Below are 21,093 nucleotides of genomic sequence, written 5' to 3'. Positions count from 1 at the left end.
CATTTTTATCTGAATGCCGGATGGTGGTGTACCACCTTATCCGGCTTACAACGCGGGTTAACGCAATTTGTAGGCCGGATAAACCTGGATCCAGCTGCAGTTAATGATTACTGCTGGTGACGCTTAAACACCAGTTCGCCATTCCCGGAAGCCGCTTCATCAAAGAAGTAACCTTCGCTGTTGAAGTCGGCGAGCTGTTCAGGCTTTGTCAGACGATTTTCAATGATGTAGCGGCTCATCAGGCCTCGCGCCTTTTTGGCGTAGAAACTGATGACTTTGAACTTGCCGTTTTTCTCGTCGAGGAAGACGGGTTTAATCAGCTCTGCGTTCAGTTTCTTCGGCTTCACGGAACGGAAGTATTCATCCGAGGCAAGATTAATCACCACCTGGTCGCCCTGTGCGGCGAGCGCTTCATTGAGCTTATCCGTGATGATATCGCCCCAAAACTGATACAGATCCTTCCCTTTGGCGTTCTCCAGACGAATGCCCATTTCCAGACGATAGGGCTGCATCAGATCCAGCGGACGTAGCACACCGTACAGGCCTGAGAGCATACGCAAATGCTGCTGGGCAAAATCGAAATCGGCTTCGCTGAAGGTTTCGGCCTGTAATCCGGTATAGACATCACCTTTAAAGGCCAAAATAGCCTGGCGCGCGTTTTCCGGCGTGAAGTTCGGCTGCCAGTCGTGAAAACGGGTGGCGTTCAGATCAGCGAGCTTATCGCTGATCCCCATCAGTTTACCGATTTGCGGGGCCGAGAGTTTGCGCGCCACATGAATCAGTTGCTGGGAGTGGTCCAGCAGCTCAGGCAACGTATGGCGCGTTGTTGCCAGCGGGCTCTGGTAGTCGAGCGTTTTTGCTGGTGAAATCAGAATCAGCATATCCAGTCCTTGCAGGAAATTTACTGCGACTGTAGCAAAAAATAGGGCTGAGTTGATCGATAGTTGTGATTAGTCTCGTGGTATGTCGTCCCAGGCATCTGGCGCCAGTTGCTGTTCGATATCCGGGTAGCGCAGCGGATCAAAGACCGGACGAATGCCCAGTTTTCGCTGACGCAAGTAATCGCTGGCTAAGGTATGTACCACCGGAGAGAGCAACAATATTGCCGTCAGGTTAGTGATCGCCATGCAGGCCATGATGATATCCGCCAGTTGCCAGAGCAGTGGGAAGCTGAGCAGCGTTCCGACCACCACCGTAGAGCAGGTGGCAATACGTAAAATCCAGATAGTGCGCTTGTTATCCAGGTTCAGAAAGTACAGGTTGTTTTCCGCGTAGATGTAGTTGACCACAATGGAGCTGAAGGCAAAGAGAATCACGATGACCGCCACGAACGCCGCCCCCCAGTCACCGACCAGCACCGTCATTGCTTTCTGCACCAGTTGGATCCCTTCCATCGGCGCATAGGTCGTGCCGTTGCCAGCCAGTAAAACCAGCATTGCCGTGGCGCTACAGACGACCAGCGTATCGATAAAAATACCGATCATCTGCACAATCCCTTGCGCCGCAGGGTGCGGCGGCCAGGATGCGGCGGCCGCAGCGGCGTTAGGCGTTGAGCCCATCCCGGCTTCATTGGAAAACATGCTGCGTTGAAAACCGCTGGTGATCGCCTGGCTCAGCGTATATCCCGCCACACCGCCTGCGGCTTCTTGCCAGCCAAACGCGCTTTTGATGATAGAAATGAGGATGTCAGGCAGTTGGTCGATGTTGATCAGACAAACCACCAGGCTGGTGACCACCCACATCAGCGCCATCACAGGGACGAACCACTGCATCATCTGTGCCACACCTTTGATCCCCCGGACAATAACCAGCAGGGCAGCAATCGCCATGACAATACCGGTGGCGATCGGCGGGAAATCAAATGCGAATTTGAGGGCGCGGGACACAGAGTTAGCCTGCACGCTGTTAAATACCAGTCCGTAGGCAATCAGCAAAAAGATGGCGAATAACACCCCCATCCAGCGCATGCCTAACCCACGGGCCATATACCAGGCGGGGCCTCCGCGAAACTGACCGTGACGATCGCGCTCTTTGTAGAGCTGTGCGAGGGCGCATTCGGCAAATGACGTCGCCATACCAATGATGGCGGCGACCCACATCCAGAACACGGCGCCAGGCCCGCCTGCGGTAATGGCCAGAGCCACGCCCGCCATGTTGCCACTACCGATACGAGCGGCAAGGCTGGTACAGAGCGACTGAAACGAGGTTAATCCCCCCGGTTGCGGGCTAATGCTGTTTTTTAGACTTTTGCCAACCTGACGGATATAGCGAAATTGTACGAAGCCTGTGCGCCAGGTAAACCAACACCCTGCTCCGAAGAGCAGGTAGATCATCACCGATCCCCAGAGCACATCATTAATAAACGTGAAAAAATCAGGCATTAACATCCCTCTTGTTGCTGCCGGTACGCTGTAACAACCCTGTGTAAGCGTTACCAATTGTCGAATAGTATATACGCTGCCGGACAATTGATAGCGGCCGCGTAGTATACATGAGGTTGAGCGCCTGAATGGCGCGTCACATCAAGGCCGGATCAGAAATTATCCGCTGATGCCTTCAAGGGGATAAGCGCATCGTCTGCGGTTGCGCTGTCACAACGTCGTGTTATCATCAGGGCAGACCGGTTACATCCCCCTAACAAGCTGTTTAAAGAGAAACACTATCATGACGGACAAATTGACCTCCCTTCGTCAGTTCACCACCGTGGTGGCCGACACCGGAGACATCGCGGCAATGAAGCTGTATCAGCCGCAGGATGCCACAACCAACCCTTCTCTCATTCTTAACGCAGCGCAGATCCCGGAATACCGTAAGCTGATTGATGACGCTGTTGCCTGGGCTAAGCAGCAGAGCAGCGACCGTGCGCAGCAGGTCGTTGACGCAACCGACAAACTGGCAGTGAACATCGGTCTGGAGATCCTGAAACTGGTCCCGGGTCGTATCTCTACGGAAGTGGATGCTCGCCTGTCCTATGACACCGACGCGTCTATCGCCAAAGCGAAACGTATCATCAAGCTGTATAACGATGCAGGCATCAGCAACGATCGCATTCTGATCAAACTGGCTTCAACCTGGCAGGGCATCCGCGCTGCAGAGCAGCTGGAAAAAGAAGGCATCAACTGTAACCTGACGCTGCTGTTCTCCTTCGCGCAGGCACGTGCCTGTGCTGAAGCTGGCGTGTTCCTGATCTCTCCGTTCGTGGGTCGTATTCTTGACTGGTATAAATCCAATACCGACAAGAAAGAGTATGCCCCGGCTGAAGATCCGGGCGTGGTTTCCGTTACGGAGATCTACGAATACTACAAACAGCACGGCTACGAGACGGTTGTGATGGGTGCAAGCTTCCGTAACATCGGCGAAATCCTTGAGCTGGCAGGCTGTGATCGCCTGACTATCGCACCGGCGCTGCTGAAAGAGCTGGCGGAAAGCGAAGGCGCCATCGAGCGTAAACTGTCTTTCTCTGGTGAAGTGAAAGCGCGTCCGGAACGCATCACCGAGTCTGAGTTCCTGTGGCAGCACAACCAGGATCCGATGGCGGTAGACAAACTGGCGGACGGTATCCGTAAGTTTGCTGTCGACCAGGAAAAACTGGAGAAAATGATCGGCGACCTGCTGTAATCCTTTCTACCCACTATAGCGTGGTCGGTACGCCGGTCACGCTACTTCTTCTGAACCCTGTCTGTCCTTCCCTTCGCAGTGTATCATTCTGTTTAACGAGACTGTTTAAACGGAATAATCATGAACACCTTACGTATTGGCTTAGTTTCCATTTCTGACCGCGCCTCCAGCGGTGTCTATCAGGACAAAGGCATTCCGGCGCTGGAAGCGTGGTTATCGACGGCGCTGACCACTCCCTTTGAGGTGCAGACGCGCTTGATTCCTGATGAACAGGCCATCATCGAACAAACGCTGTGTGAGCTGGTGGATGAGATGAGTTGCCATCTGGTGCTGACCACTGGCGGCACCGGTCCTGCGCGTCGCGATGTGACGCCGGATGCTACCCTCGCGGTTGCCGATCGCCAGATGCCTGGTTTTGGCGAACAGATGCGGCAGATTAGTCTGCACTTTGTGCCGACGGCGATCCTGTCACGTCAGGTCGGCGTGATCCGCAAGCAGGCGTTAATCCTCAATTTACCGGGCCAGCCGAAATCCATCCAGGAGACCCTGGAAGGCGTGAAGGATGCAGAGGGGAATGTCGTCGTGGCGGGTATCTTTGCAAGTGTACCGTATTGTATACAGCTCCTTGAGGGGCCGTATGTGGAAACTGTGCCGGAAATCGTAGCATCTTTTCGCCCGAAAAGTGCCAGGCGCGACACAAACGCCTAAAGTTAGTCTTTTCGAAAGATAAGTGACGGTGAAAGTGGAGTATTGATTTGTTTACGATATAGTAAGTTTTACTTTACAAGTGTCGTTCATAACTCTAATGCTCCACTGACTCATGGTTCACTATGTCACAACATACACGCCCCCTGAATCGCCAGGATTACAAAACGCTGACGCTGGCCGCTCTTGGCGGTGCGCTTGAATTTTACGACTTCATTATCTTCGTCTTTTTCGCTGCCGTGGTGGGGGAGTTGTTTTTCCCCGCTGATATTCCCGAATGGCTTCGTCAGGTACAAACATTTGGCATCTTCGCTGCCGGGTATCTGGCACGTCCGTTAGGCGGCATCATCATGGCGCATTTTGGCGATTTGGTCGGGCGCAAAAAGATGTTCACCTTGAGCATTCTGCTGATGGCCGTGCCGACGCTGGCGATGGGGTTGTTGCCAACCTATGCATCGATTGGGATTGTCGCGCCGTTATTGTTGCTGTTGATGCGCATTCTGCAGGGCGCTGCGATTGGCGGTGAAGTGCCGGGCGCATGGGTGTTCGTCGCCGAGCACGTCCCTGAACGTCGAATTGGAATGGCTTGCGGTACGCTGACGGCAGGTTTGACGGTGGGGATCCTGTTAGGTTCGGTGGTGGCGACGCAAATTAACACGCACCTGACGCAGCAGGCCGTGCATGACTATGGCTGGCGAATTCCGTTCCTGCTGGGGGGCGTTTTTGGGCTGGTGGCGATGTATTTACGCCGCTGGTTACAGGAGACGCCGATCTTTCTGGAGATGCAACAGCGCAAGAAGCTGGCGCAGGAGCTGCCGGTGAAGTCGGTGGTGGTGAAACACCAGAAAGCGGTGGTGATCTCCATGCTTCTGACCTGGCTGCTTTCTGCAGGGATTGTGGTGGTGATTTTAATGTCACCGGTTTGGCTGCAAAAGCAGTACGGTCTGGCCCCGGCGCTGACGTTACAGGCAAACAGCGTGGCGACCATTATGCTTTGTCTGGGGTGTCTGTTGGCGGGCTTTATCGTCGATCGTGTTGGCGCCAGCAAAACCTTTATTATTGGCAGCATCTTGTTGGCTTGTTCGAGCGGGTTGTTCTATCACCTGGCGGGCGCACATTCGCAATACTTATTCCTGCTCTATGGGCTGGTGGGGCTATGTGTGGGTGTGGTAGGCGCTGTGCCATACGTGATGGTGCGCGCGTTTCCTGCGGAAGTCCGCTTTACCGGTATTTCATTTTCCTACAACGTCTCTTACGCCATTTTCGGTGGGCTGACGCCGATTGCCGTGACGCTGTTGATGAGCGTTTCGCCGATGGCGCCGGCCTGGTATGTGCTGGCGTTGTCGCTGGTGGGGTTGGGACTGGGTGTTTGGCTGCGACAGGATATGTATTATCGCGATACGGAAATGCAGGCTGAGCTACAACAGCCGTAACAAGAATCCCCCCTTAACGGGGGGATACTGATGATTAGTGCGTATCACCAATCGGCAGAATGGTACGGCCGAACTGTTCGTTCAGCACTTCACCCATTGCCAGGTAAATGGCGCTGGCACCACAGATTAAGCCAATCCAGCCGGCAAAATGGATCACCGATTCGTTACCCACGATGTTACCCACGGCCAACAGGGCGAACAGAACCGTCAGACTCAGGAACACGAACTGCAATGCGCGTGCACCTGTCAGCGTGCCGAAGAACATAAACAGCGTGAATACGCCCCACAGACCCAGGTAGGCACCGAGGAACTGCGCATTCGGCGCTTCTGTCAGACCCATTTTCGGCATCAGCAGGATCGCAACTAACGTCAGCCAGAACGAGCCGTAAGACGTGAATGCGGTCAAACCGAAGGTGTTCCCTTTTTTGTATTCCAGCAGGCCGGCAAAAATTTGCGCGATACCGCCGTAGAAAATTCCCATCGCGAGAATAATACCGTCAAGGGCGAAGAAACCCGCGTTATGCAGGTTAAGCAGAATGGTGGTCATGCCGAAGCCCATCAGGCCCAGCGGTGCCGGGTTAGCCAACTTAGTGTTGCCCATAAATCCTCAAAATCATCATTAATTGAATGGTGAAATAGTTATCCCCGCTAAAACATGACACCGTTCGGGGCGCGGCATAATAATCAGGAGAGAAGGGGCTGTCTATGATCTCATCGGGGGAAAAGGATGAATTTTTGCCGTGATCGACCTCACACACCGTCCAGGTGTTTTATTTCAACAAAAGCAAAAATTTTTTCATTCCCCCCTTTGATGAAGTGGGTTACGACCCCACTTAGTAGTCAACCGCAGTGGTGAGTCTGAAAAAAAACGAATCAGGGTAGTTGAAACCGCACGTTTCGCCCTTATTACAGACTCACAACCACATGTTGACCGAATTTTTAGTGGAGACGTTTAGATGGGTAAAATTATTGGTATCGACCTGGGTACGACCAACTCTTGTGTAGCGATTATGGATGGCACCACTGCACGTGTGCTGGAGAATGCCGAGGGCGATCGCACCACGCCTTCTATCATTGCTTATACCCAGGATGGTGAAACTCTGGTTGGTCAGCCGGCTAAACGTCAGGCAGTGACGAACCCGCAAAACACCCTGTTTGCGATTAAACGCCTGATTGGCCGCCGCTTCCAGGACGAAGAAGTTCAACGTGATGTTTCCATCATGCCATACAAAATCATTGGCGCTGACAACGGCGACGCATGGCTGGATGTGAAAGGTCAGAAAATGGCACCGCCGCAAATTTCGGCTGAAGTGCTGAAGAAAATGAAGAAAACGGCTGAAGATTACCTGGGTGAACCAGTAACTGAAGCAGTTATCACCGTACCTGCTTACTTTAACGATGCTCAGCGTCAGGCAACCAAAGACGCCGGCCGTATTGCAGGTCTGGAAGTGAAACGTATCATCAACGAACCGACGGCGGCTGCGCTGGCGTACGGTCTGGATAAAGAAGTCGGTAACCGTACTATCGCGGTTTACGACCTTGGTGGTGGTACTTTCGATATCTCTATTATCGAAATCGACGAAGTTGACGGCGAAAAAACCTTTGAAGTTCTGGCAACCAACGGTGATACCCACCTGGGTGGTGAAGACTTCGACAGCCGTATGATCAACTATCTGGTTGAAGAATTTAAGAAAGATCAGGGCATTGACCTGCGTAACGACCCGCTGGCCATGCAGCGCCTGAAAGAAGCAGCAGAAAAAGCGAAAATTGAGCTTTCTTCTGCACAGCAGACCGACGTGAACCTGCCGTACATCACCGCAGATGCCACCGGTCCGAAACACATGAACATCAAAGTGACTCGCGCGAAACTGGAAAGCCTGGTCGAAGATCTGGTGAACCGTTCTATCGAGCCGCTGAAAGTCGCACTGCAGGACGCTGGCCTGTCCGTATCTGATATCAACGACGTTATCCTCGTTGGTGGTCAGACGCGTATGCCAATGGTGCAGAAGAAAGTAGCTGAGTTCTTTGGTAAAGAACCGCGTAAAGACGTGAACCCGGATGAAGCCGTGGCGATCGGTGCTGCCGTTCAGGGTGGTGTATTGACCGGTGATGTGAAAGACGTACTGCTGCTGGACGTTACCCCGCTGTCTCTGGGTATCGAAACCATGGGCGGTGTGATGACTGCACTGATCAACAAAAACACCACTATCCCGACCAAGCACAGCCAGGTGTTCTCTACCGCTGAAGATAACCAGTCTGCGGTGACCATCCATGTGCTGCAGGGTGAACGTAAACGTGCGTCTGATAACAAATCTCTGGGTCAGTTCAACCTGGATGGGATCAACCCGGCACCGCGCGGTATGCCGCAGATCGAAGTGACCTTCGATATTGATGCTGACGGTATCCTGCACGTTTCTGCGAAAGACAAAAACAGCGGTAAAGAGCAGAAGATCACCATCAAGGCGTCTTCTGGCCTGAATGAAGAAGAAATTCAGAAAATGGTTCGCGAAGCTGAAGCGAACGCTGAGTCTGACCGTAAGTTTGAAGAGCTGGTTCAGACCCGCAACCAGGGCGACCATCTGCTGCACAGCACTCGCAAACAGGTTGAGGAAGCAGGCGAACAACTGCCAGCTGACGACAAAACCGCTATCGAGTCTGCACTGACCGCACTGGAAACGGCGCTGAAAGGTGAAGACAAAGCGGCCATTGAAGCGAAGATGCAGGAGCTGGCGCAGGTTTCCCAGAAACTGATGGAAATCGCTCAGCAGCAGCATGCTCAGCAGCAGGCGGGCTCCGCTGACGCTTCCGCAAACAACGCGAAAGATGATGATGTTGTCGACGCTGAGTTTGAAGAAGTGAAAGACAAAAAATAATCGCCCTTTGAACGGGTAATTACTGGCACGGGCGAAGAGGTTTCCTCTCCGCCCGTGCACGCATGTTAAGGGCAGAAAAAAGAGATGGCTAAGCAAGACTATTACGAGATTTTAGGCGTTTCCAAATCAGCGGAAGAGCGTGAAATCAAAAAGGCCTACAAGCGCCTGGCCATGAAATTTCACCCGGACCGTAACCAGGGTGATAAAGAGGCCGAAGCCAAGTTTAAAGAGATCAAAGAAGCGTATGAAGTTCTGACCGACCCGCAGAAACGCGCCGCTTACGACCAGTACGGTCACGCCGCGTTTGAGCAAGGCGGGATGGGCGGCGGCGGCGGTTTTGGCGGCGGCGCTGACTTCAGCGATATCTTTGGTGACGTTTTTGGCGATATCTTTGGCGGTGGTCGGGGTCGTCAACGTGCTGCGCGTGGGGCCGATTTACGTTACAACATGGATCTTACCCTGGAAGAAGCCGTACGTGGCGTGACCAAAGAGATCCGCATTCCGACGCTGGAAGAGTGTGATGTTTGCCACGGCAGTGGCGCGAAAGCGGGAACTCAGCCACAAACCTGTCCGACCTGTCATGGTTCCGGTCAGGTGCAGATGCGCCAGGGGTTCTTCGCTGTTCAGCAAACCTGTCCGCACTGTCAGGGCCGCGGTACGTTGATCAAAGATCCGTGCAATAAGTGTCACGGTCATGGTCGCGTCGAGAAGAGCAAAACGCTGTCGGTTAAAATACCGGCAGGCGTAGATACCGGTGACCGCATTCGTCTCTCTGGCGAAGGCGAGGCTGGCGAGCACGGCGCACCGGCAGGGGATCTGTACGTTCAGGTTCAGGTGAAACAGCACCCGATCTTCGAACGTGAAGGCAACAACCTGTACTGTGAAGTACCAATCAACTTTGCGATGGCAGCGCTCGGCGGCGAGATTGAAGTTCCGACGCTGGATGGCCGCGTGAAGCTGAAAGTACCCAGCGAAACGCAGACCGGAAAACTGTTCCGCATGCGTGGCAAAGGCGTGAAGTCGGTTCGTGGCGGCGCGCAGGGCGATTTGCTGTGCCGTGTTGTGGTCGAAACGCCCGTCGGTCTGAACGAGAAGCAGAAACAGCTGCTGAAAGATCTGCAGGAAAGCTTTGGCGGCCCAACCGGTGAAAAGAACAGCCCGCGCTCAAAGAGTTTCTTTGACGGCGTGAAAAAGTTCTTTGATGATTTGACCCGTTAATCACTTCTGCCATATCGACCAAAAAGCCTGGGATTGCAAGATCTCAGGCTTTTTTTATGTCTCTATAACTCGATAAAATCGAGCTTTTCAACATGAATAATCTAATTTTAACGATGATTCATGCGGAGTATGATAGTAATTACGAAGTATTCACCCTATAGAGAGAATAAAAAGTGAAACACCTGCATCGTTTCTTTAGCAGTGATGCCTCTGGAGGCATCATTCTTATCATTGCCGCTGTGCTGGCCATGCTGCTGGCCAATATGGGTGTGACCAGTGGATGGTATCGCACCTTTCTCGAGACGCCTGTCCAACTGCGCGTTGGCGCGCTTGAGATCAATAAAAACATGCTACTGTGGATCAACGACGCTCTGATGGCGGTGTTTTTCCTGTTGATTGGCCTTGAGGTTAAACGCGAGCTGATGCAGGGATCGCTGGCGAGTCTGCGTCAGGCGGCTTTCCCGGTGATTGCCGCCATCGGCGGAATGATTGTCCCGGCATTGCTGTATCTGGCATTCAACTATGCCGATCCGATCACCCGAGAAGGCTGGGCAATCCCGGCCGCCACGGATATCGCTTTTGCCCTGGGCGTGCTGGCACTGCTCGGTAGCCGGGTGCCGCTGGCGTTGAAAATTTTCCTGATGGCGCTGGCGATTATTGATGACCTGGGGGCGATCATTATTATCGCCGTCTTCTACACCCACGATCTGTCGATGGTGTCATTGGGCGTGGCGGCATTCGCGATTGCGATTCTGGCGCTCCTGAATCTGTGCGGCGTCCGGCGCACGGGGGTTTATATCCTCGTTGGGGTGGTGCTGTGGACCGCCGTACTGAAATCGGGTGTCCATGCGACGCTGGCGGGGGTCATCGTCGGCTTCTTCATTCCGCTGAAAGAGAAGTACGGGCGTTCTCCGGCGAAGCGTCTGGAACATGTTCTGCATCCGTGGGTGGCTTATCTGATCCTGCCGCTGTTTGCCTTCGCCAATGCGGGCGTTTCTTTACAGGGCGTGACGATGGACGGACTGACCTCCATCCTGCCGCTGGGCATCATTGCGGGCCTGCTGGTGGGTAAGCCGCTGGGGATCACTCTGTTCTGCTGGCTGGCGCTACGTCTGAAGCTGGCACAACTGCCGGAGGGAACCTCATTCCCGCAAATTATGGCGGTCGGCATCCTGTGCGGCATTGGTTTTACGATGTCGATCTTTATCGCCAGTCTGGCCTTTGGCAGCGTGGATCCAGAGCTAATCAACTGGGCGAAGCTGGGGATCCTGATCGGTTCTTTGCTGTCGGCGTTGATTGGCTACAGCTTGCTGCGCGCACGTTTACGCCCGTCAGTCTGATTGGGCGAGTTAGCAGGGGGGCCTCGTCCGGCTCCCCCTTTGTGACATTTATCAGAGAGAGTGTATGTCCCACATTAATTACAACCATCTCTATTACTTCTGGCACGTCTATAAAGAGGGCTCCGTGGTCGGTGCAGCGGAGGCGCTCTATTTAACGCCGCAAACCATTACCGGGCAGATTAAAGCGCTTGAGGAACGCCTGCAGGGTAAGCTCTTCAAGCGTAAGGGGCGTGGTCTGGAGCCCAGTGAACTTGGCGAACTGGTTTTTCGCTATGCGGATAAAATGTTTACCCTAAGCCAGGAGATGCTGGATATCGTTAACTACCGCAAAGAGTCCAATCTGTTATTTGATGTGGGCGTGGCGGATGCGCTGTCGAAACGACTGGTCAGTAACGTACTGGATGCCGCCGTCGTTGAAGGTGAACAGATCCACCTGCGCTGTTTTGAATCGACCCACGAGATGCTGCTGGAGCAACTCAGCCAGCATAAGCTGGACATGATTATCTCGGACTGCCCGATTGACTCAACGCAGCAGGAAGGACTGTTTTCGGTGAAGATTGGCGAATGTAGCGTTAGCTTCTGGTGTACCCAGCCGTTACCGGAAAAATCCTTCCCGGCCTGTCTGGAAGAACGACGTTTGCTGATCCCCGGACGGCGCTCGATGTTAGGACGCAAGTTGCTGAACTGGATTAATTCCCAGGGGCTGAAGATTGAAATTCTGGGGGAGTTTGACGACGCCGCATTGATGAAAGCCTTCGGCGCGACGCATAATGCGATTTTTGTGGCTCCCACGCTCTACGCGCATGACTTTTATGCCGACGATTCGGTGGTAGAAATTGGTCGCGTAGAAAATGTGATGGAGGAATACCATGCCATCTTTGCCGAGAGGATGATCCAGCATCCGGCGGTACAGCGTATCTGCAATACGAACTATTCGGCGTTATTTACCGCCCAGAACAAATAGTCCGGACATAAAAAAACCCGCTTGCGCGGGTTTTTTTACAAAGCAACAGACAACAGGCGATTAAGCCAGTTTGTTGATCTGTGCAGTCAGGTTAGCTTTATGACGTGCAGCTTTGTTTTTGTGGATCAGACCTTTAGCAGCCTGACGGTCCACGATTGGTTGCATTTCGTTAAATGCTTTCAGTGCAGTAGCTTTGTCGCCAGCTTCGATAGCTGCGTATACTTTCTTGATGAAAGTACGCATCATAGAGCGACGGCTTGCGTTGTGCTTACGAGCCTTTTCAGACTGAACGGCGCGCTTCTTAGCTGATTTGATATTAGCCAAGGTCCAACTCCCAAATGTGTTCTATATGGACAATTCAAAGGCCGAGGAATATGCCCTTTTAGCCTTCTTTTGTCAATGGATTTGTGCAAATAAGCGCCGTTAATCTAGCGGCACTCGTTACGTAGTGATGGCGCAGGATTCTACCAGCTTGCTGGCTGTGAATACAGCTTTTCAGCGATAAAAATTGAATTGCTTTGTCAGTTTGCGGTCGGTATTTGCCTCAGGGTAATGAAATCCATCTGCTTTCTGTTTCGCCACATCAATCGCCGGTTAACCTTGACCGCTGTACAAGGTATACTTTGGCGATTTTCACTGTTTTGAGCCAGACATGAAGCTGATACGCGGCATACATAATCTCAGCCAGGCCCCGCATGGGTGTGTGCTGACTATTGGTAATTTTGACGGCGTGCATCGTGGTCATCGTGCGCTGCTGCAAGGTTTGCAGGAAGAAGGGCGCAGGCGTGGCTTACCGGTGATGGTGATGATTTTTGAACCCCAGCCGCTGGAACTGTTTGCGACAGACAAAGCCCCTGCGCGGCTGACCCGCCTGCGTGAAAAATTGCGTTATCTCGCGCAATGTGGCGTCGATTACGTGCTGTGTGTGCGATTCGATCGCCGTTTTGCTGCCCTCACGGCGCAGACCTTTATCAGTGAATTGCTGGTGAATCGTCTGGGGGTGCAATTTCTCGCTGTGGGGGATGATTTCCGCTTTGGCGCTGGTCGCGAAGGCGATTTCTTGTTATTACAGAAGGCTGGTGTGGAATATGGTTTCGATATCACCAGCACCCAAACCTTCTGTGAAGGTGGCGTTCGTATCAGCAGCACTGCTGTGCGCCAGGCGTTGGCGCAGGACAACCTGGCCCTCGCCGAAAGTCTGCTGGGCCATCCGTTTACCATCTCTGGCCGCGTAGTGCACGGTGATGAACTCGGACGCACCATTGGTTTCCCGACGGCAAATTTACCGCTGCGTCGTCAGGTTTCCCCGGTAAAAGGGGTCTATGCGGTAGAAGTGATGGGGCTTGGCGAGAAGCCATTGCCCGGCGTGGCGAACATCGGGACCCGCCCGACGGTTTCAGGCGTGCGTCAGCAACTGGAAGTACATCTGCTGGATGTTGCAATGGACCTCTATGGTCGCCATATAGATGTTGTACTGCGTAAAAAAATACGCAATGAACAGCGATTTGCCTCGCTGGATGAACTCAAAGCGCAGATTGCGCGAGATGAATTAACTGCCCGTGATTTTTTTGGGCTAACAAAACCGGCTTAAATGCCTGGGTAATCAATACGGAACCGAGAATCTGATGAGTGACTTTAAATCAACCCTGAATTTGCCGGAAACAGGGTTCCCGATGCGCGGCGATCTCGCCAGGCGCGAACCGGGAATGCTGGCGCGTTGGACTGATGATGACCTGTACGGCATCATTCGTGCGGCCAAAAAAGGCAAAAAAACCTTCATTCTGCATGATGGCCCTCCTTATGCGAATGGCAGCATTCATATTGGTCACTCGGTTAACAAGATTCTGAAAGACATTATCGTGAAGTCCAAAGGACTCGCGGGATATGACTCGCCTTACGTGCCGGGTTGGGACTGTCACGGTCTGCCGATCGAGCTGAAAGTGGAGCAGGAATTCGGTAAGCCGGGCGAAAAATTTACTGCGGCGGAGTTCCGTGCGAAGTGTCGTGAATACGCCGCAACCCAGGTTGACGGCCAGCGTAAAGACTTTATCCGTCTGGGTGTACTCGGCGACTGGTCTCATCCGTATCTGACGATGGACTTCAAAACGGAAGCCAACATCATCCGTGCGCTGGGCAAAATCATTGGCAATGGTCACCTGCATAAAGGCGCGAAGCCAGTGCACTGGTGTGTTGATTGCCGTTCTGCGCTGGCAGAAGCGGAAGTGGAATACTACGACAAAACCTCTCCGTCTATCGACGTGGCTTTCGTTGCTGCGGATCAGGATGCGGTGAAGGCGAAATTCGGCGTGACGAACGTCAATGGCGCAATCTCGCTGGTGATCTGGACCACCACGCCGTGGACGCTGCCGGCAAACCGCGCGATCTCCATTGCACCTGACTTTGATTATGCGCTGGTACAGATCGACGGTCAGGCGGTGATCCTGGCGAAAGATCTGGTTGAAAGCGTGATGCAACGCATTGGCGCGACAGACTACACCGTTCTCGCCAGCGTAAAAGGCGCGGAGCTTGAGTTGCTGCGCTTTACGCATCCGTTTATGGGCTTCGACGTACCGGCGATCCTCGGCGATCACGTGACGCTGGATGCCGGTACTGGTGCAGTACATACCGCGCCGGGTCATGGTCCGGATGACTATGTCATCGGCCAGAAATACGGTCTGGAAGTCGCTAACCCGGTAGGACCGGACGGTGCGTATCTGCCAGGCACCTGGCCGACGCTGGACGGTGTGAACGTCTTTAAAGCCAACGATCTTATCGTTGAACTGTTGCGTGAAAAAGGCGCGCTGCTGCACGTTGAGAAAATGCAGCACAGCTATCCGTGCTGCTGGCGTCACAAGTCGCCGATTATCTTCCGTGCGACCCCGCAGTGGTTCGTCAGCATGGATCAGAAAGGTCTGCGTGAACAGTCTCTGAAAGAGATCAAAGGCGTGCAGTGGATCCCGGACTGGGGCCAGGCACGTATCGAATCTATGGTTGCGAACCGCCCTGACTGGTGTATCTCCCGTCAGCGTACCTGGGGCGTGCCGATGTCTCTGTTCGTTCACAAAGACACTGAAGAGCTGCACCCGCGTGCGATCGAACTGATGGAAGAAGTGGCGAAGCGCGTTGAGGTTGACGGTATCCAGGCCTGGTGGGATCTCGACCCGAAAGATATCTTGGGTGATGAAGCCGATCGGTACGTGAAAGTGCCGGATACGCTGGACGTCTGGTTTGACTCAGGATCAACTCACGCCTCCGTCGTGGACGTGCGTCCGGAATTCGCCGGTCATGCCGCAGATATGTATCTGGAAGGCTCCGACCAGCACCGTGGCTGGTTCATGTCTTCTCTGATGATCTCCACCGCGATGAAAGGCAAAGCGCCGTATCGCCAGGTACTGACGCACGGCTTTACCGTTGATGGCCAGGGCCGCAAAATGTCCAAGTCCATCGGTAACACCGTTTCGCCGCAGGATGTGATGAACAAACTGGGCGCAGACATTCTGCGTCTGTGGGTGGCATCAACCGACTACACTGGTGAAATGGCCGTTTCGGATGAGATCCTCAAACGTGCTGCTGACAGCTATCGTCGTATCCGTAACACCGCGCGCTTCCTGCTGGCGAACCTGAACGGGTTTGATCCGGTTAAAGACATGGTGAAACCGGAAGAGATGGTGGTCCTGGACAGATGGGCAGTCGGCTGCGCGAAAGCGGCGCAGGAAGATATCCTGAAAGCGTACGAATCCTATGATTTCCACGAAGTGGTGCAGCGCCTGATGCGCTTCTGCTCAGTTGAAATGGGCTCGTTCTATCTCGACATCATCAAAGACCGCCAGTACACCGCGAAAGCGGAAAGCCGGGCGCGTCGCAGCTGCCAGAGCGCGCTGTATCATATCGCGGAAGCGCTGGTCCGCTGGATGGCACCGATCATGTCCTTCACCGCGGATGAGATCTGGGGCTATCTGCCTGGCTCTCGTGAGAAGTATGTCTTCACCGGCGAGTGGTACGAAGGTCTGTTCGGTCTGGCGGACAGCGAAGCGATGAACGATGACTTCTGGGACGAGCTGCTGAAAGTACGTGGCGAAGTGAACAAAGTTATCGAGCAAGCGCGTGCGGATAAGAAAGTGGGCGGTTCTCTCGAAGCGGCAGTGACCCTGTACGCGGAACCTGAACTGGCTGCCAAACTGACCGCGCTGGGCGATGAATTGCGATTTGTCCTGTTGACCTCCGGGGCGAAAGTCGCTGACTATGCCGGGGCTTCTGCTGACGCACAGCAGAGCGAAGTGCTTAAAGGGCTGAAGATCGCTCTGAGCAAAGCCGAAGGTGATAAATGCCCGCGTTGCTGGCATTACACGACGGATGTCGGCAAGGTAGCGGAACATGCAGAAATCTGCGGTCGCTGTGTTAGCAACATCGCCGGTGATGGCGAAAAACGTAAGTTTGCCTGATGAGTAAGCCTCTTTGTTCAACAGGGCTACGCTGGCTGTGGCTGGTGGTAGTCGTGCTGATTATCGATTTGGGCAGCAAATACCTGATCCTCCAGAATTTTGCTCTGGGGGATACGGTGTCGCTATTTCCGTCGCTTAATCTGCACTATGCGCGTAACTATGGCGCGGCGTTTAGCTTCCTCGCCGATAGCGGCGGCTGGCAGCGCTGGTTCTTTGCCGGTATTGCGATCGGTATCTGTGTCATTCTGGCGGTGATGATGTACCGCTCCAGAGCGACCCAGAAGCTCAATAACATCGCCTATGCGTTAATCATTGGCGGTGCGCTGGGGAACCTGTTCGATCGCCTGTGGCATGGCTTCGTTGTCGACATGATCGATTTTTACGTCGGGGACTGGCATTTCGCGACCTTCAACCTGGCCGATACAGCAATTTGTGTCGGTGCGGCGTTGATTGTGCTGGAAGGTTTTTTGCCCTCGAGAGAGAAAAAAGCCGCATAAAAATTGCCGGGTGGCGCTTATCAGATGTTGTAGGCCTGATAAGCGTAGCGCCATCAGGCAAACCTGTGCCGGATGGCGGCGTAAACGCCTTATCCGGCCTACAAAATAGCGCGAACCTTGTAGGCCCGGTAAGCGTAACGCCTCCGGGCAAACAGGCGGCGAAACAAGTGAGCAACCTGCATGTCTAAATCAGTACAGAGTAACAGTGCGGTGCTGGTGCACTTCACTTTAAAACTCGACGATGGCTCCACCGCAGAGTCAACCCGTAATAACGGCAAGCCCGCGCTTTTCCGCCTGGGGGATGGCTCTCTGTCTGAAGGACTGGAGCAACATCTTCTCGGACTGAAAGACAGCGATAAAACCACTTTTTCCCTGGAGCCGGATGCTGCGTTTGGCATCACGACCCCTGACCTGATTCAGTATTTCTCGCGCCGCGAATTTATGGAAGCAGGCGAACCTGAAATCGGGGCGATTATGCTTTTTACCGCAATGGACGGCAGTGAGATGCCTGGTGTGATCCGTGAAATCAATGGTGACTCCATCACCGTTGATTTCAACCATCCGCTGGCCGGGCATACCGTTCATTTTGATATTGAAGTGCTGGAAGTCGATCCGGCACTGGAGGCGTAAAATGCAGATCCTGTTGGCCAACCCGCGCGGCTTTTGCGCCGGTGTAGACCGCGCTATCAGCATTGTTGAAAACGCGCTGGCCATCTACGGCGCACCGATTTACGTTCGTCACGAAGTGGTGCATAACCGCTATGTGGTCGATAGCTTGCGCGAACGTGGGGCGATTTTCATCGAACAAATCAGTGAAGTGCCAGACGGCGCGATCCTGATTTTCTCCGCTCACGGTGTTTCTCAGGCGGTGCGAAACGAAGCGAAAGGCCGCGATCTCACCGTCTTTGACGCGACCTGCCCCCTGGTGACCAAAGTACATATGGAAGTGGCGCGCGCCAGTCGTCGTGGCGAAGAGTCGATCCTGATTGGTCACGCCGGGCATCCGGAAGTCGAAGGCACGATGGGTCAGTACAGCAATCCGGAAGGCGGCATGTACCTGGTTGAATCGCCGGAAGATGTTTTTTCGCTTACTGTGAAAAACGAAGGCAAGCTTTCCTTTATGACCCAGACTACGCTCTCCGTGGACGATACTTCAGACGTGATTGACGCGCTGCGAAGCCGCTTCCCGAAAATCGTCGGCCCGCGTAAAGATGACATTTGCTACGCCACCACCAACCGTCAGGAAGCGGTGCGTGCGCTGGCGGAGCAGGCGGATGTTGTGCTGGTGGTGGGTTCAAAGAACTCGTCTAACTCCAACCGTCTGGCCGAACTGGCCCAGCGGATGGGGAAAGCGGCGTTTTTGATTGACGATGCGACCGATATCCAGGAAGCCTGGGTGAAAGAGGCGCAATGTGTGGGCGTCACCGCTGGCGCGTCGGCGCCGGATATTCTGGTGCAAAACGTCATCGCACGCTTGCAGGAACTGGGCGGTGGCGATGCGATTCCACTGGAAGGGCGTGAAGAGAACATCGTTTTCGAAGTGCCGAAAGAGCTGCGTGTGGATGTTCGTGAAGTAGAATGATTTAGTTGACGCTAATCTATGCGAAGATGCCGGTCTGACACCCGGCATTTTTTTATGGAGAAATCATGCGTCTGCCCATTATTCTCGACACCGACCCGGGCATTGATGATGCTGCGGCGATTGCCGCCGCGCTGTTTGCCCCGCAGCTCGACCTGCAACTGATGACCACGGTCGCCGGTAACGTCTCCGTGGAGAAAACCACCCGCAACGCTCTGCAACTGCTGCATTTCTGGAATGCTGATGTCCCTCTTGCGCAGGGGGCCGCAACGCCGCTGCTGCGTTCGCTACGCGACGCGGCTTATGTTCATGGTGAATCTGGCATGGAAGGCTACGATTTTGTCGAGCATAAGCGACAACCGCTGGCGAAACCGGCGTTTATTGCTCTTCGCGACGCGCTGATGAGCGCCCCGGAGCCGATCACGCTGGTTGCGATCGGTCCGCTGACAAACATTGCGCTGCTGCTGATGCACTATCCGGAATGTACCTTCAATATCCGTCGTCTGGTGATCATGGGCGGTTCTGCCGGGCGGGGGAATTTCACCCCTAACGCCGAATTTAATATCGCCGTCGATCCGGAAGCGGCCGCTCGCGTATTTCAGAGCGGCATTGAGATTGTCATGTGCGGCCTGGACGTCACGAATCAGGCCATGCTGACGCCGGACTATCTGGCAACGCTTCCCACCCTCAATCGCACCGGGAAGATGTTACATGCACTGTTCAGCCACTATCGCAGCGGGACCATGCGCACCGGCGTGCGGATGCACGATCTCTGCGCTATCGCCTGGCTGGTGCGACCGGATCTGTTTACCGTGAAGCCGTGCTTCGTCGCGGTAGAAACTCAGGGCGACTATACCGCCGGGACAACCGTGGTGGATATTGAGGGACGAATGAACAGACCGGCGAACGTGCAGGTCGCTCTGGATATTAATGTTTCTGGTTTCCAGCAATGGGTGGCGGAGGTTCTGGCGCTGACACCATAAGGAGTGTGATACGCACCGCACTCTGTTGACGGAACTGCCAGGTTAATCGATTAATCTGCTACTCTGATTCTGTTGTTCTCCTCGGGCCGGAGACACATATGAATCTTCCATTTATCCAGCCACCGCAGGTGGAATGGGCAAGCGGCGCTTTGGCAAAAGGGCCGCTGTTGCGTAAATCAACCCGTATTCGGGATCTCACCGGCGTTTTTGCCGATGAATCCGCCCGGCAGCGACTGGCGGGTGAACATGTGGTGTATGACGTTGAGATCCTTGCGACCTCTCCGGCGGAAGGCGAACTCTATACGGGCGTGACTCATCTTTACCCCGGACGCGTCGGCGGTGAATATTTCATGACTCGCGGGCATTTCCATGCGCGCCGTGAACAGGGCGAAGTCTATTTTGGCCTGCGCGGCAGTGGGCTTTTGCTGCTGCAAAATGAGCAGGGGCAAGCGCGACTGGAAAGCGTTTGTGCCGGGTCAATTCATATCATTCCAGGTTTCACCGCACACCGGTTGATCAACACCAGCAGTGAAGTGCTCTCTGCGCTTGCCGTCTGGCCAGGTGTGGCCGGGCATGATTATGCAGCGCTGGCGAAGGGGTTCACTCTCAGGGTTTTTGAGGAAAACCAGCAGATTCAGGTGAGGGAGGTGCAGAATGACTGATTCTGTGCATCTTTACGGTCTGGATATGACCGTGCATCGTCATCCGCTTGGCTTCAGCTATGGGGAGGATGTGACCGGGCCGATGCCGGAAATTCGCCGACTCGATCAGATTCGTGCTTCGCTGCGCGATCCGCAGTGTGAAGGACCGGAAGAGGTGTACGCCATCGCGATGGACGTGGCGCGAATGCAGGATCGTGAGGAGCTAAAAAAACGGATGCTGCTGTTTGGCGTGGTGACCTATGCGGCGGGGCGGTTGGGTGAGGAACCGATTCGCAGTCAGGGGCATGTGCATCGCGTCAGTCAACACAGCGGCTGGTCCCCGCCAGAGTTATATGAGATCTGGCAGGGAAAAGCGATCATCTACATGCAGGAATATGTCGGGGACGATCCCGGTCGTTGCTTTGCGGTGATTGCCGGCCCAGGAGAAAAAGTACTGGTACCGCCCGGTTGGGGACATGCGACGATATCCGCCGATCCGAATGAGCCATTAACCTTTGGCGCGTGGTGCGATCGGGAATATGGTTTTGAGTATGAGGCCGTACGGGCGCATAAAGGACTGGCATGGTATCCGTTACTACAGGGTAACCACGTCATCTGGCAGCATAATCCGTGCTACATTCCGGGACGATTGCAGGCCGTTACGCCCCGCCACTATACGGAATTTTCACTCACTTCTGTACCAATCTATCAGCAATTTATTACCGACCCTGGACGCTTTCAGTTTATCTCCCGTCCGGATAAGTATGCAGGGCTGTGGCAGAACTTCCATCCATGAAAGC

General features: G+C 54.1%; 19 protein-coding genes and 1 pseudogene. 16 read left to right on the top strand and 4 right to left on the bottom strand.

Annotated features, from left to right (window positions below; genetic code table 11):
* Positions 1 to 107 precede the first annotated feature (107 nt).
* Positions 108 to 881: a peroxide stress protein YaaA gene (gene yaaA / locus I6L53_RS18395; protein ID WP_042324009.1), complete on the bottom strand. Its 774-nt coding sequence runs from the start codon at positions 879 to 881 to the stop codon at positions 108 to 110.
* Positions 882 to 950: 69 nt separating this feature from the next.
* Complete coding sequence (locus tag I6L53_RS18390; RefSeq protein ID WP_042324007.1) at positions 951 to 2,381, bottom strand: alanine/glycine:cation symporter family protein; 1,431 nt, start codon at positions 2,379 to 2,381, stop codon at positions 951 to 953.
* 283 nt (positions 2,382 to 2,664) lie between these two features.
* Between I6L53_RS18390 and tal the strand changes: the two genes are divergently transcribed.
* The 3 genes from tal to I6L53_RS18375 all read left to right on the top strand — a co-directional run bounded on the left by tal (position 2,665) and on the right by I6L53_RS18375 (position 5,756).
* Positions 2,665 to 3,618 carry a transaldolase gene (gene tal, locus I6L53_RS18385; protein WP_042324005.1) on the top strand — a complete coding sequence of 318 codons (954 nt, stop codon included), beginning with the start codon at positions 2,665 to 2,667 and terminating at the stop codon, positions 3,616 to 3,618.
* A gap of 120 nt (positions 3,619 to 3,738) precedes the next feature.
* Positions 3,739 to 4,326, top strand: a complete 588-nt coding sequence (gene mog / locus I6L53_RS18380; RefSeq protein WP_042324004.1) for a molybdopterin adenylyltransferase — start codon at positions 3,739 to 3,741, stop codon at positions 4,324 to 4,326.
* A 122-nt stretch (positions 4,327 to 4,448) separates the two neighbouring features.
* The gene (locus tag I6L53_RS18375; RefSeq protein ID WP_042324002.1) at positions 4,449 to 5,756 is read left to right on the top strand and encodes an MFS transporter; all 1,308 of its coding nucleotides are present in this window, start codon (positions 4,449 to 4,451) and stop codon (positions 5,754 to 5,756) included.
* A 34-nt stretch (positions 5,757 to 5,790) separates the two neighbouring features.
* On the opposite strand, the gene satP is transcribed toward I6L53_RS18375, so the two are convergent.
* Positions 5,791 to 6,357 carry an acetate uptake transporter gene (gene satP, locus I6L53_RS18370; RefSeq protein WP_042323999.1) on the bottom strand — a complete coding sequence of 189 codons (567 nt, stop codon included), beginning with the start codon at positions 6,355 to 6,357 and terminating at the stop codon, positions 5,791 to 5,793.
* Positions 6,358 to 6,712: 355 nt separating this feature from the next.
* Here satP and dnaK point away from each other — a divergent pair, with 355 nt between their 5' ends.
* The 4 genes from dnaK to nhaR all read left to right on the top strand — a co-directional run bounded on the left by dnaK (position 6,713) and on the right by nhaR (position 12,151).
* The gene (gene dnaK, locus I6L53_RS18365; protein WP_042323997.1) at positions 6,713 to 8,629 is read left to right on the top strand and encodes a molecular chaperone DnaK; all 1,917 of its coding nucleotides are present in this window, start codon (positions 6,713 to 6,715) and stop codon (positions 8,627 to 8,629) included.
* An 84-nt stretch (positions 8,630 to 8,713) separates the two neighbouring features.
* A complete protein-coding gene (gene dnaJ, locus I6L53_RS18360; protein WP_042323995.1) occupies positions 8,714 to 9,847 on the top strand; it encodes a molecular chaperone DnaJ in 1,134 nt (377 codons plus the stop codon).
* 173 nt (positions 9,848 to 10,020) lie between these two features.
* On the top strand, positions 10,021 to 11,187 hold the full coding sequence (gene nhaA, locus I6L53_RS18355) for a Na+/H+ antiporter NhaA (protein WP_042323993.1): 1,167 nt from the start codon (positions 10,021 to 10,023) through the stop codon (positions 11,185 to 11,187).
* Between the two features lie 64 nt (positions 11,188 to 11,251).
* Positions 11,252 to 12,151 (top strand): transcriptional activator NhaR, encoded by a 900-nt coding sequence (gene nhaR / locus I6L53_RS18350; protein ID WP_042323991.1) that lies wholly within the window; start codon positions 11,252 to 11,254, stop codon positions 12,149 to 12,151.
* 60 nt (positions 12,152 to 12,211) lie between these two features.
* Here the strand turns inward: nhaR and rpsT are convergent, their stop codons facing one another.
* Positions 12,212 to 12,475, bottom strand: coding sequence for a 30S ribosomal protein S20 (gene rpsT / locus I6L53_RS18345; RefSeq protein ID WP_003018940.1), 264 nt, complete (start codon positions 12,473 to 12,475; stop codon positions 12,212 to 12,214).
* Positions 12,476 to 12,583: 108 nt separating this feature from the next.
* On the opposite strand from rpsT, the pseudogene I6L53_RS18340 reads away from it, so the two are divergent.
* The 9 genes and pseudogenes from I6L53_RS18340 to I6L53_RS18300 form a co-directional block, all read left to right on the top strand.
* A pseudogene (locus I6L53_RS18340) lies at positions 12,584 to 12,796 on the top strand (DUF2575 domain-containing protein); the annotation flags it as partial.
* Between the two features lie 7 nt (positions 12,797 to 12,803).
* Entirely contained in the window at positions 12,804 to 13,742 is a 939-nt protein-coding gene (gene ribF / locus I6L53_RS18335) for a bifunctional riboflavin kinase/FAD synthetase (RefSeq protein WP_042323989.1), read from the top strand.
* 34 nt (positions 13,743 to 13,776) lie between these two features.
* Positions 13,777 to 16,593, top strand: coding sequence for an isoleucine--tRNA ligase (gene ileS / locus I6L53_RS18330; RefSeq protein ID WP_042323988.1), 2,817 nt, complete (start codon positions 13,777 to 13,779; stop codon positions 16,591 to 16,593).
* Positions 16,593 to 17,090, top strand: a complete 498-nt coding sequence (gene lspA / locus I6L53_RS18325; protein ID WP_042323985.1) for a signal peptidase II — start codon at positions 16,593 to 16,595, stop codon at positions 17,088 to 17,090. The genes ileS and lspA overlap by 1 nt, the downstream gene beginning before the upstream one ends.
* A gap of 180 nt (positions 17,091 to 17,270) precedes the next feature.
* Entirely contained in the window at positions 17,271 to 17,720 is a 450-nt protein-coding gene (gene fkpB, locus I6L53_RS18320; protein WP_042323984.1) for an FKBP-type peptidyl-prolyl cis-trans isomerase, read from the top strand.
* A 1-nt stretch (position 17,721) separates the two neighbouring features.
* Positions 17,722 to 18,672, top strand: a complete 951-nt coding sequence (gene ispH / locus I6L53_RS18315) for a 4-hydroxy-3-methylbut-2-enyl diphosphate reductase (protein ID WP_042323982.1) — start codon at positions 17,722 to 17,724, stop codon at positions 18,670 to 18,672.
* A gap of 65 nt (positions 18,673 to 18,737) precedes the next feature.
* Positions 18,738 to 19,652 carry a ribonucleoside hydrolase RihC gene (gene rihC, locus I6L53_RS18310; protein WP_042323980.1) on the top strand — a complete coding sequence of 305 codons (915 nt, stop codon included), beginning with the start codon at positions 18,738 to 18,740 and terminating at the stop codon, positions 19,650 to 19,652.
* A gap of 98 nt (positions 19,653 to 19,750) precedes the next feature.
* Entirely contained in the window at positions 19,751 to 20,314 is a 564-nt protein-coding gene (locus tag I6L53_RS18305; RefSeq protein WP_042323978.1) for a glucose-6-phosphate isomerase family protein, read from the top strand.
* Positions 20,307 to 21,089, top strand: coding sequence for a glucose-6-phosphate isomerase family protein (locus I6L53_RS18300; RefSeq protein ID WP_042323976.1), 783 nt, complete (start codon positions 20,307 to 20,309; stop codon positions 21,087 to 21,089). The genes I6L53_RS18305 and I6L53_RS18300 overlap by 8 nt, the downstream gene beginning before the upstream one ends.
* Positions 21,090 to 21,093: the final 4 nt, after the last annotated feature.

Origin of the sequence: Citrobacter farmeri (genome assembly GCF_019048065.1) — a bacterium.
Taxonomy (GTDB): Bacteria; Pseudomonadota; Gammaproteobacteria; order Enterobacterales; family Enterobacteriaceae; genus Citrobacter_A; species Citrobacter_A farmeri.
Note: the sequence above shows the minus strand (reverse complement) of the source record. Positions and strands in the feature narration are given on the sequence as shown.

What these genes read in the sequence shown, in the direction of transcription:
- yaaA (WP_042324009.1), bottom strand. Translation starts at nt 881, where the DNA reads ATGCTGATTCTGATTTCACCAGCAAAAACGCTCGACTACCAGAGCCCG.
- I6L53_RS18390 (WP_042324007.1), bottom strand. Translation starts at nt 2,381, where the DNA reads ATGCCTGATTTTTTCACGTTTATTAATGATGTGCTCTGGGGATCGGTG.
- tal (WP_042324005.1), top strand. Translation starts at nt 2,665, where the DNA reads ATGACGGACAAATTGACCTCCCTTCGTCAGTTCACCACCGTGGTGGCC.
- mog (WP_042324004.1), top strand. Translation starts at nt 3,739, where the DNA reads ATGAACACCTTACGTATTGGCTTAGTTTCCATTTCTGACCGCGCCTCC.
- I6L53_RS18375 (WP_042324002.1), top strand. Translation starts at nt 4,449, where the DNA reads ATGTCACAACATACACGCCCCCTGAATCGCCAGGATTACAAAACGCTG.
- satP (WP_042323999.1), bottom strand. Translation starts at nt 6,357, where the DNA reads ATGGGCAACACTAAGTTGGCTAACCCGGCACCGCTGGGCCTGATGGGC.
- dnaK (WP_042323997.1), top strand. Translation starts at nt 6,713, where the DNA reads ATGGGTAAAATTATTGGTATCGACCTGGGTACGACCAACTCTTGTGTA.
- dnaJ (WP_042323995.1), top strand. Translation starts at nt 8,714, where the DNA reads ATGGCTAAGCAAGACTATTACGAGATTTTAGGCGTTTCCAAATCAGCG.
- nhaR (WP_042323991.1), top strand. Translation starts at nt 11,252, where the DNA reads ATGTCCCACATTAATTACAACCATCTCTATTACTTCTGGCACGTCTAT.
- ribF (WP_042323989.1), top strand. Translation starts at nt 12,804, where the DNA reads ATGAAGCTGATACGCGGCATACATAATCTCAGCCAGGCCCCGCATGGG.
- ileS (WP_042323988.1), top strand. Translation starts at nt 13,777, where the DNA reads ATGAGTGACTTTAAATCAACCCTGAATTTGCCGGAAACAGGGTTCCCG.
- lspA (WP_042323985.1), top strand. Translation starts at nt 16,593, where the DNA reads ATGAGTAAGCCTCTTTGTTCAACAGGGCTACGCTGGCTGTGGCTGGTG.
- fkpB (WP_042323984.1), top strand. Translation starts at nt 17,271, where the DNA reads ATGTCTAAATCAGTACAGAGTAACAGTGCGGTGCTGGTGCACTTCACT.
- ispH (WP_042323982.1), top strand. Translation starts at nt 17,722, where the DNA reads ATGCAGATCCTGTTGGCCAACCCGCGCGGCTTTTGCGCCGGTGTAGAC.
- rihC (WP_042323980.1), top strand. Translation starts at nt 18,738, where the DNA reads ATGCGTCTGCCCATTATTCTCGACACCGACCCGGGCATTGATGATGCT.
- I6L53_RS18305 (WP_042323978.1), top strand. Translation starts at nt 19,751, where the DNA reads ATGAATCTTCCATTTATCCAGCCACCGCAGGTGGAATGGGCAAGCGGC.
- I6L53_RS18300 (WP_042323976.1), top strand. Translation starts at nt 20,307, where the DNA reads ATGACTGATTCTGTGCATCTTTACGGTCTGGATATGACCGTGCATCGT.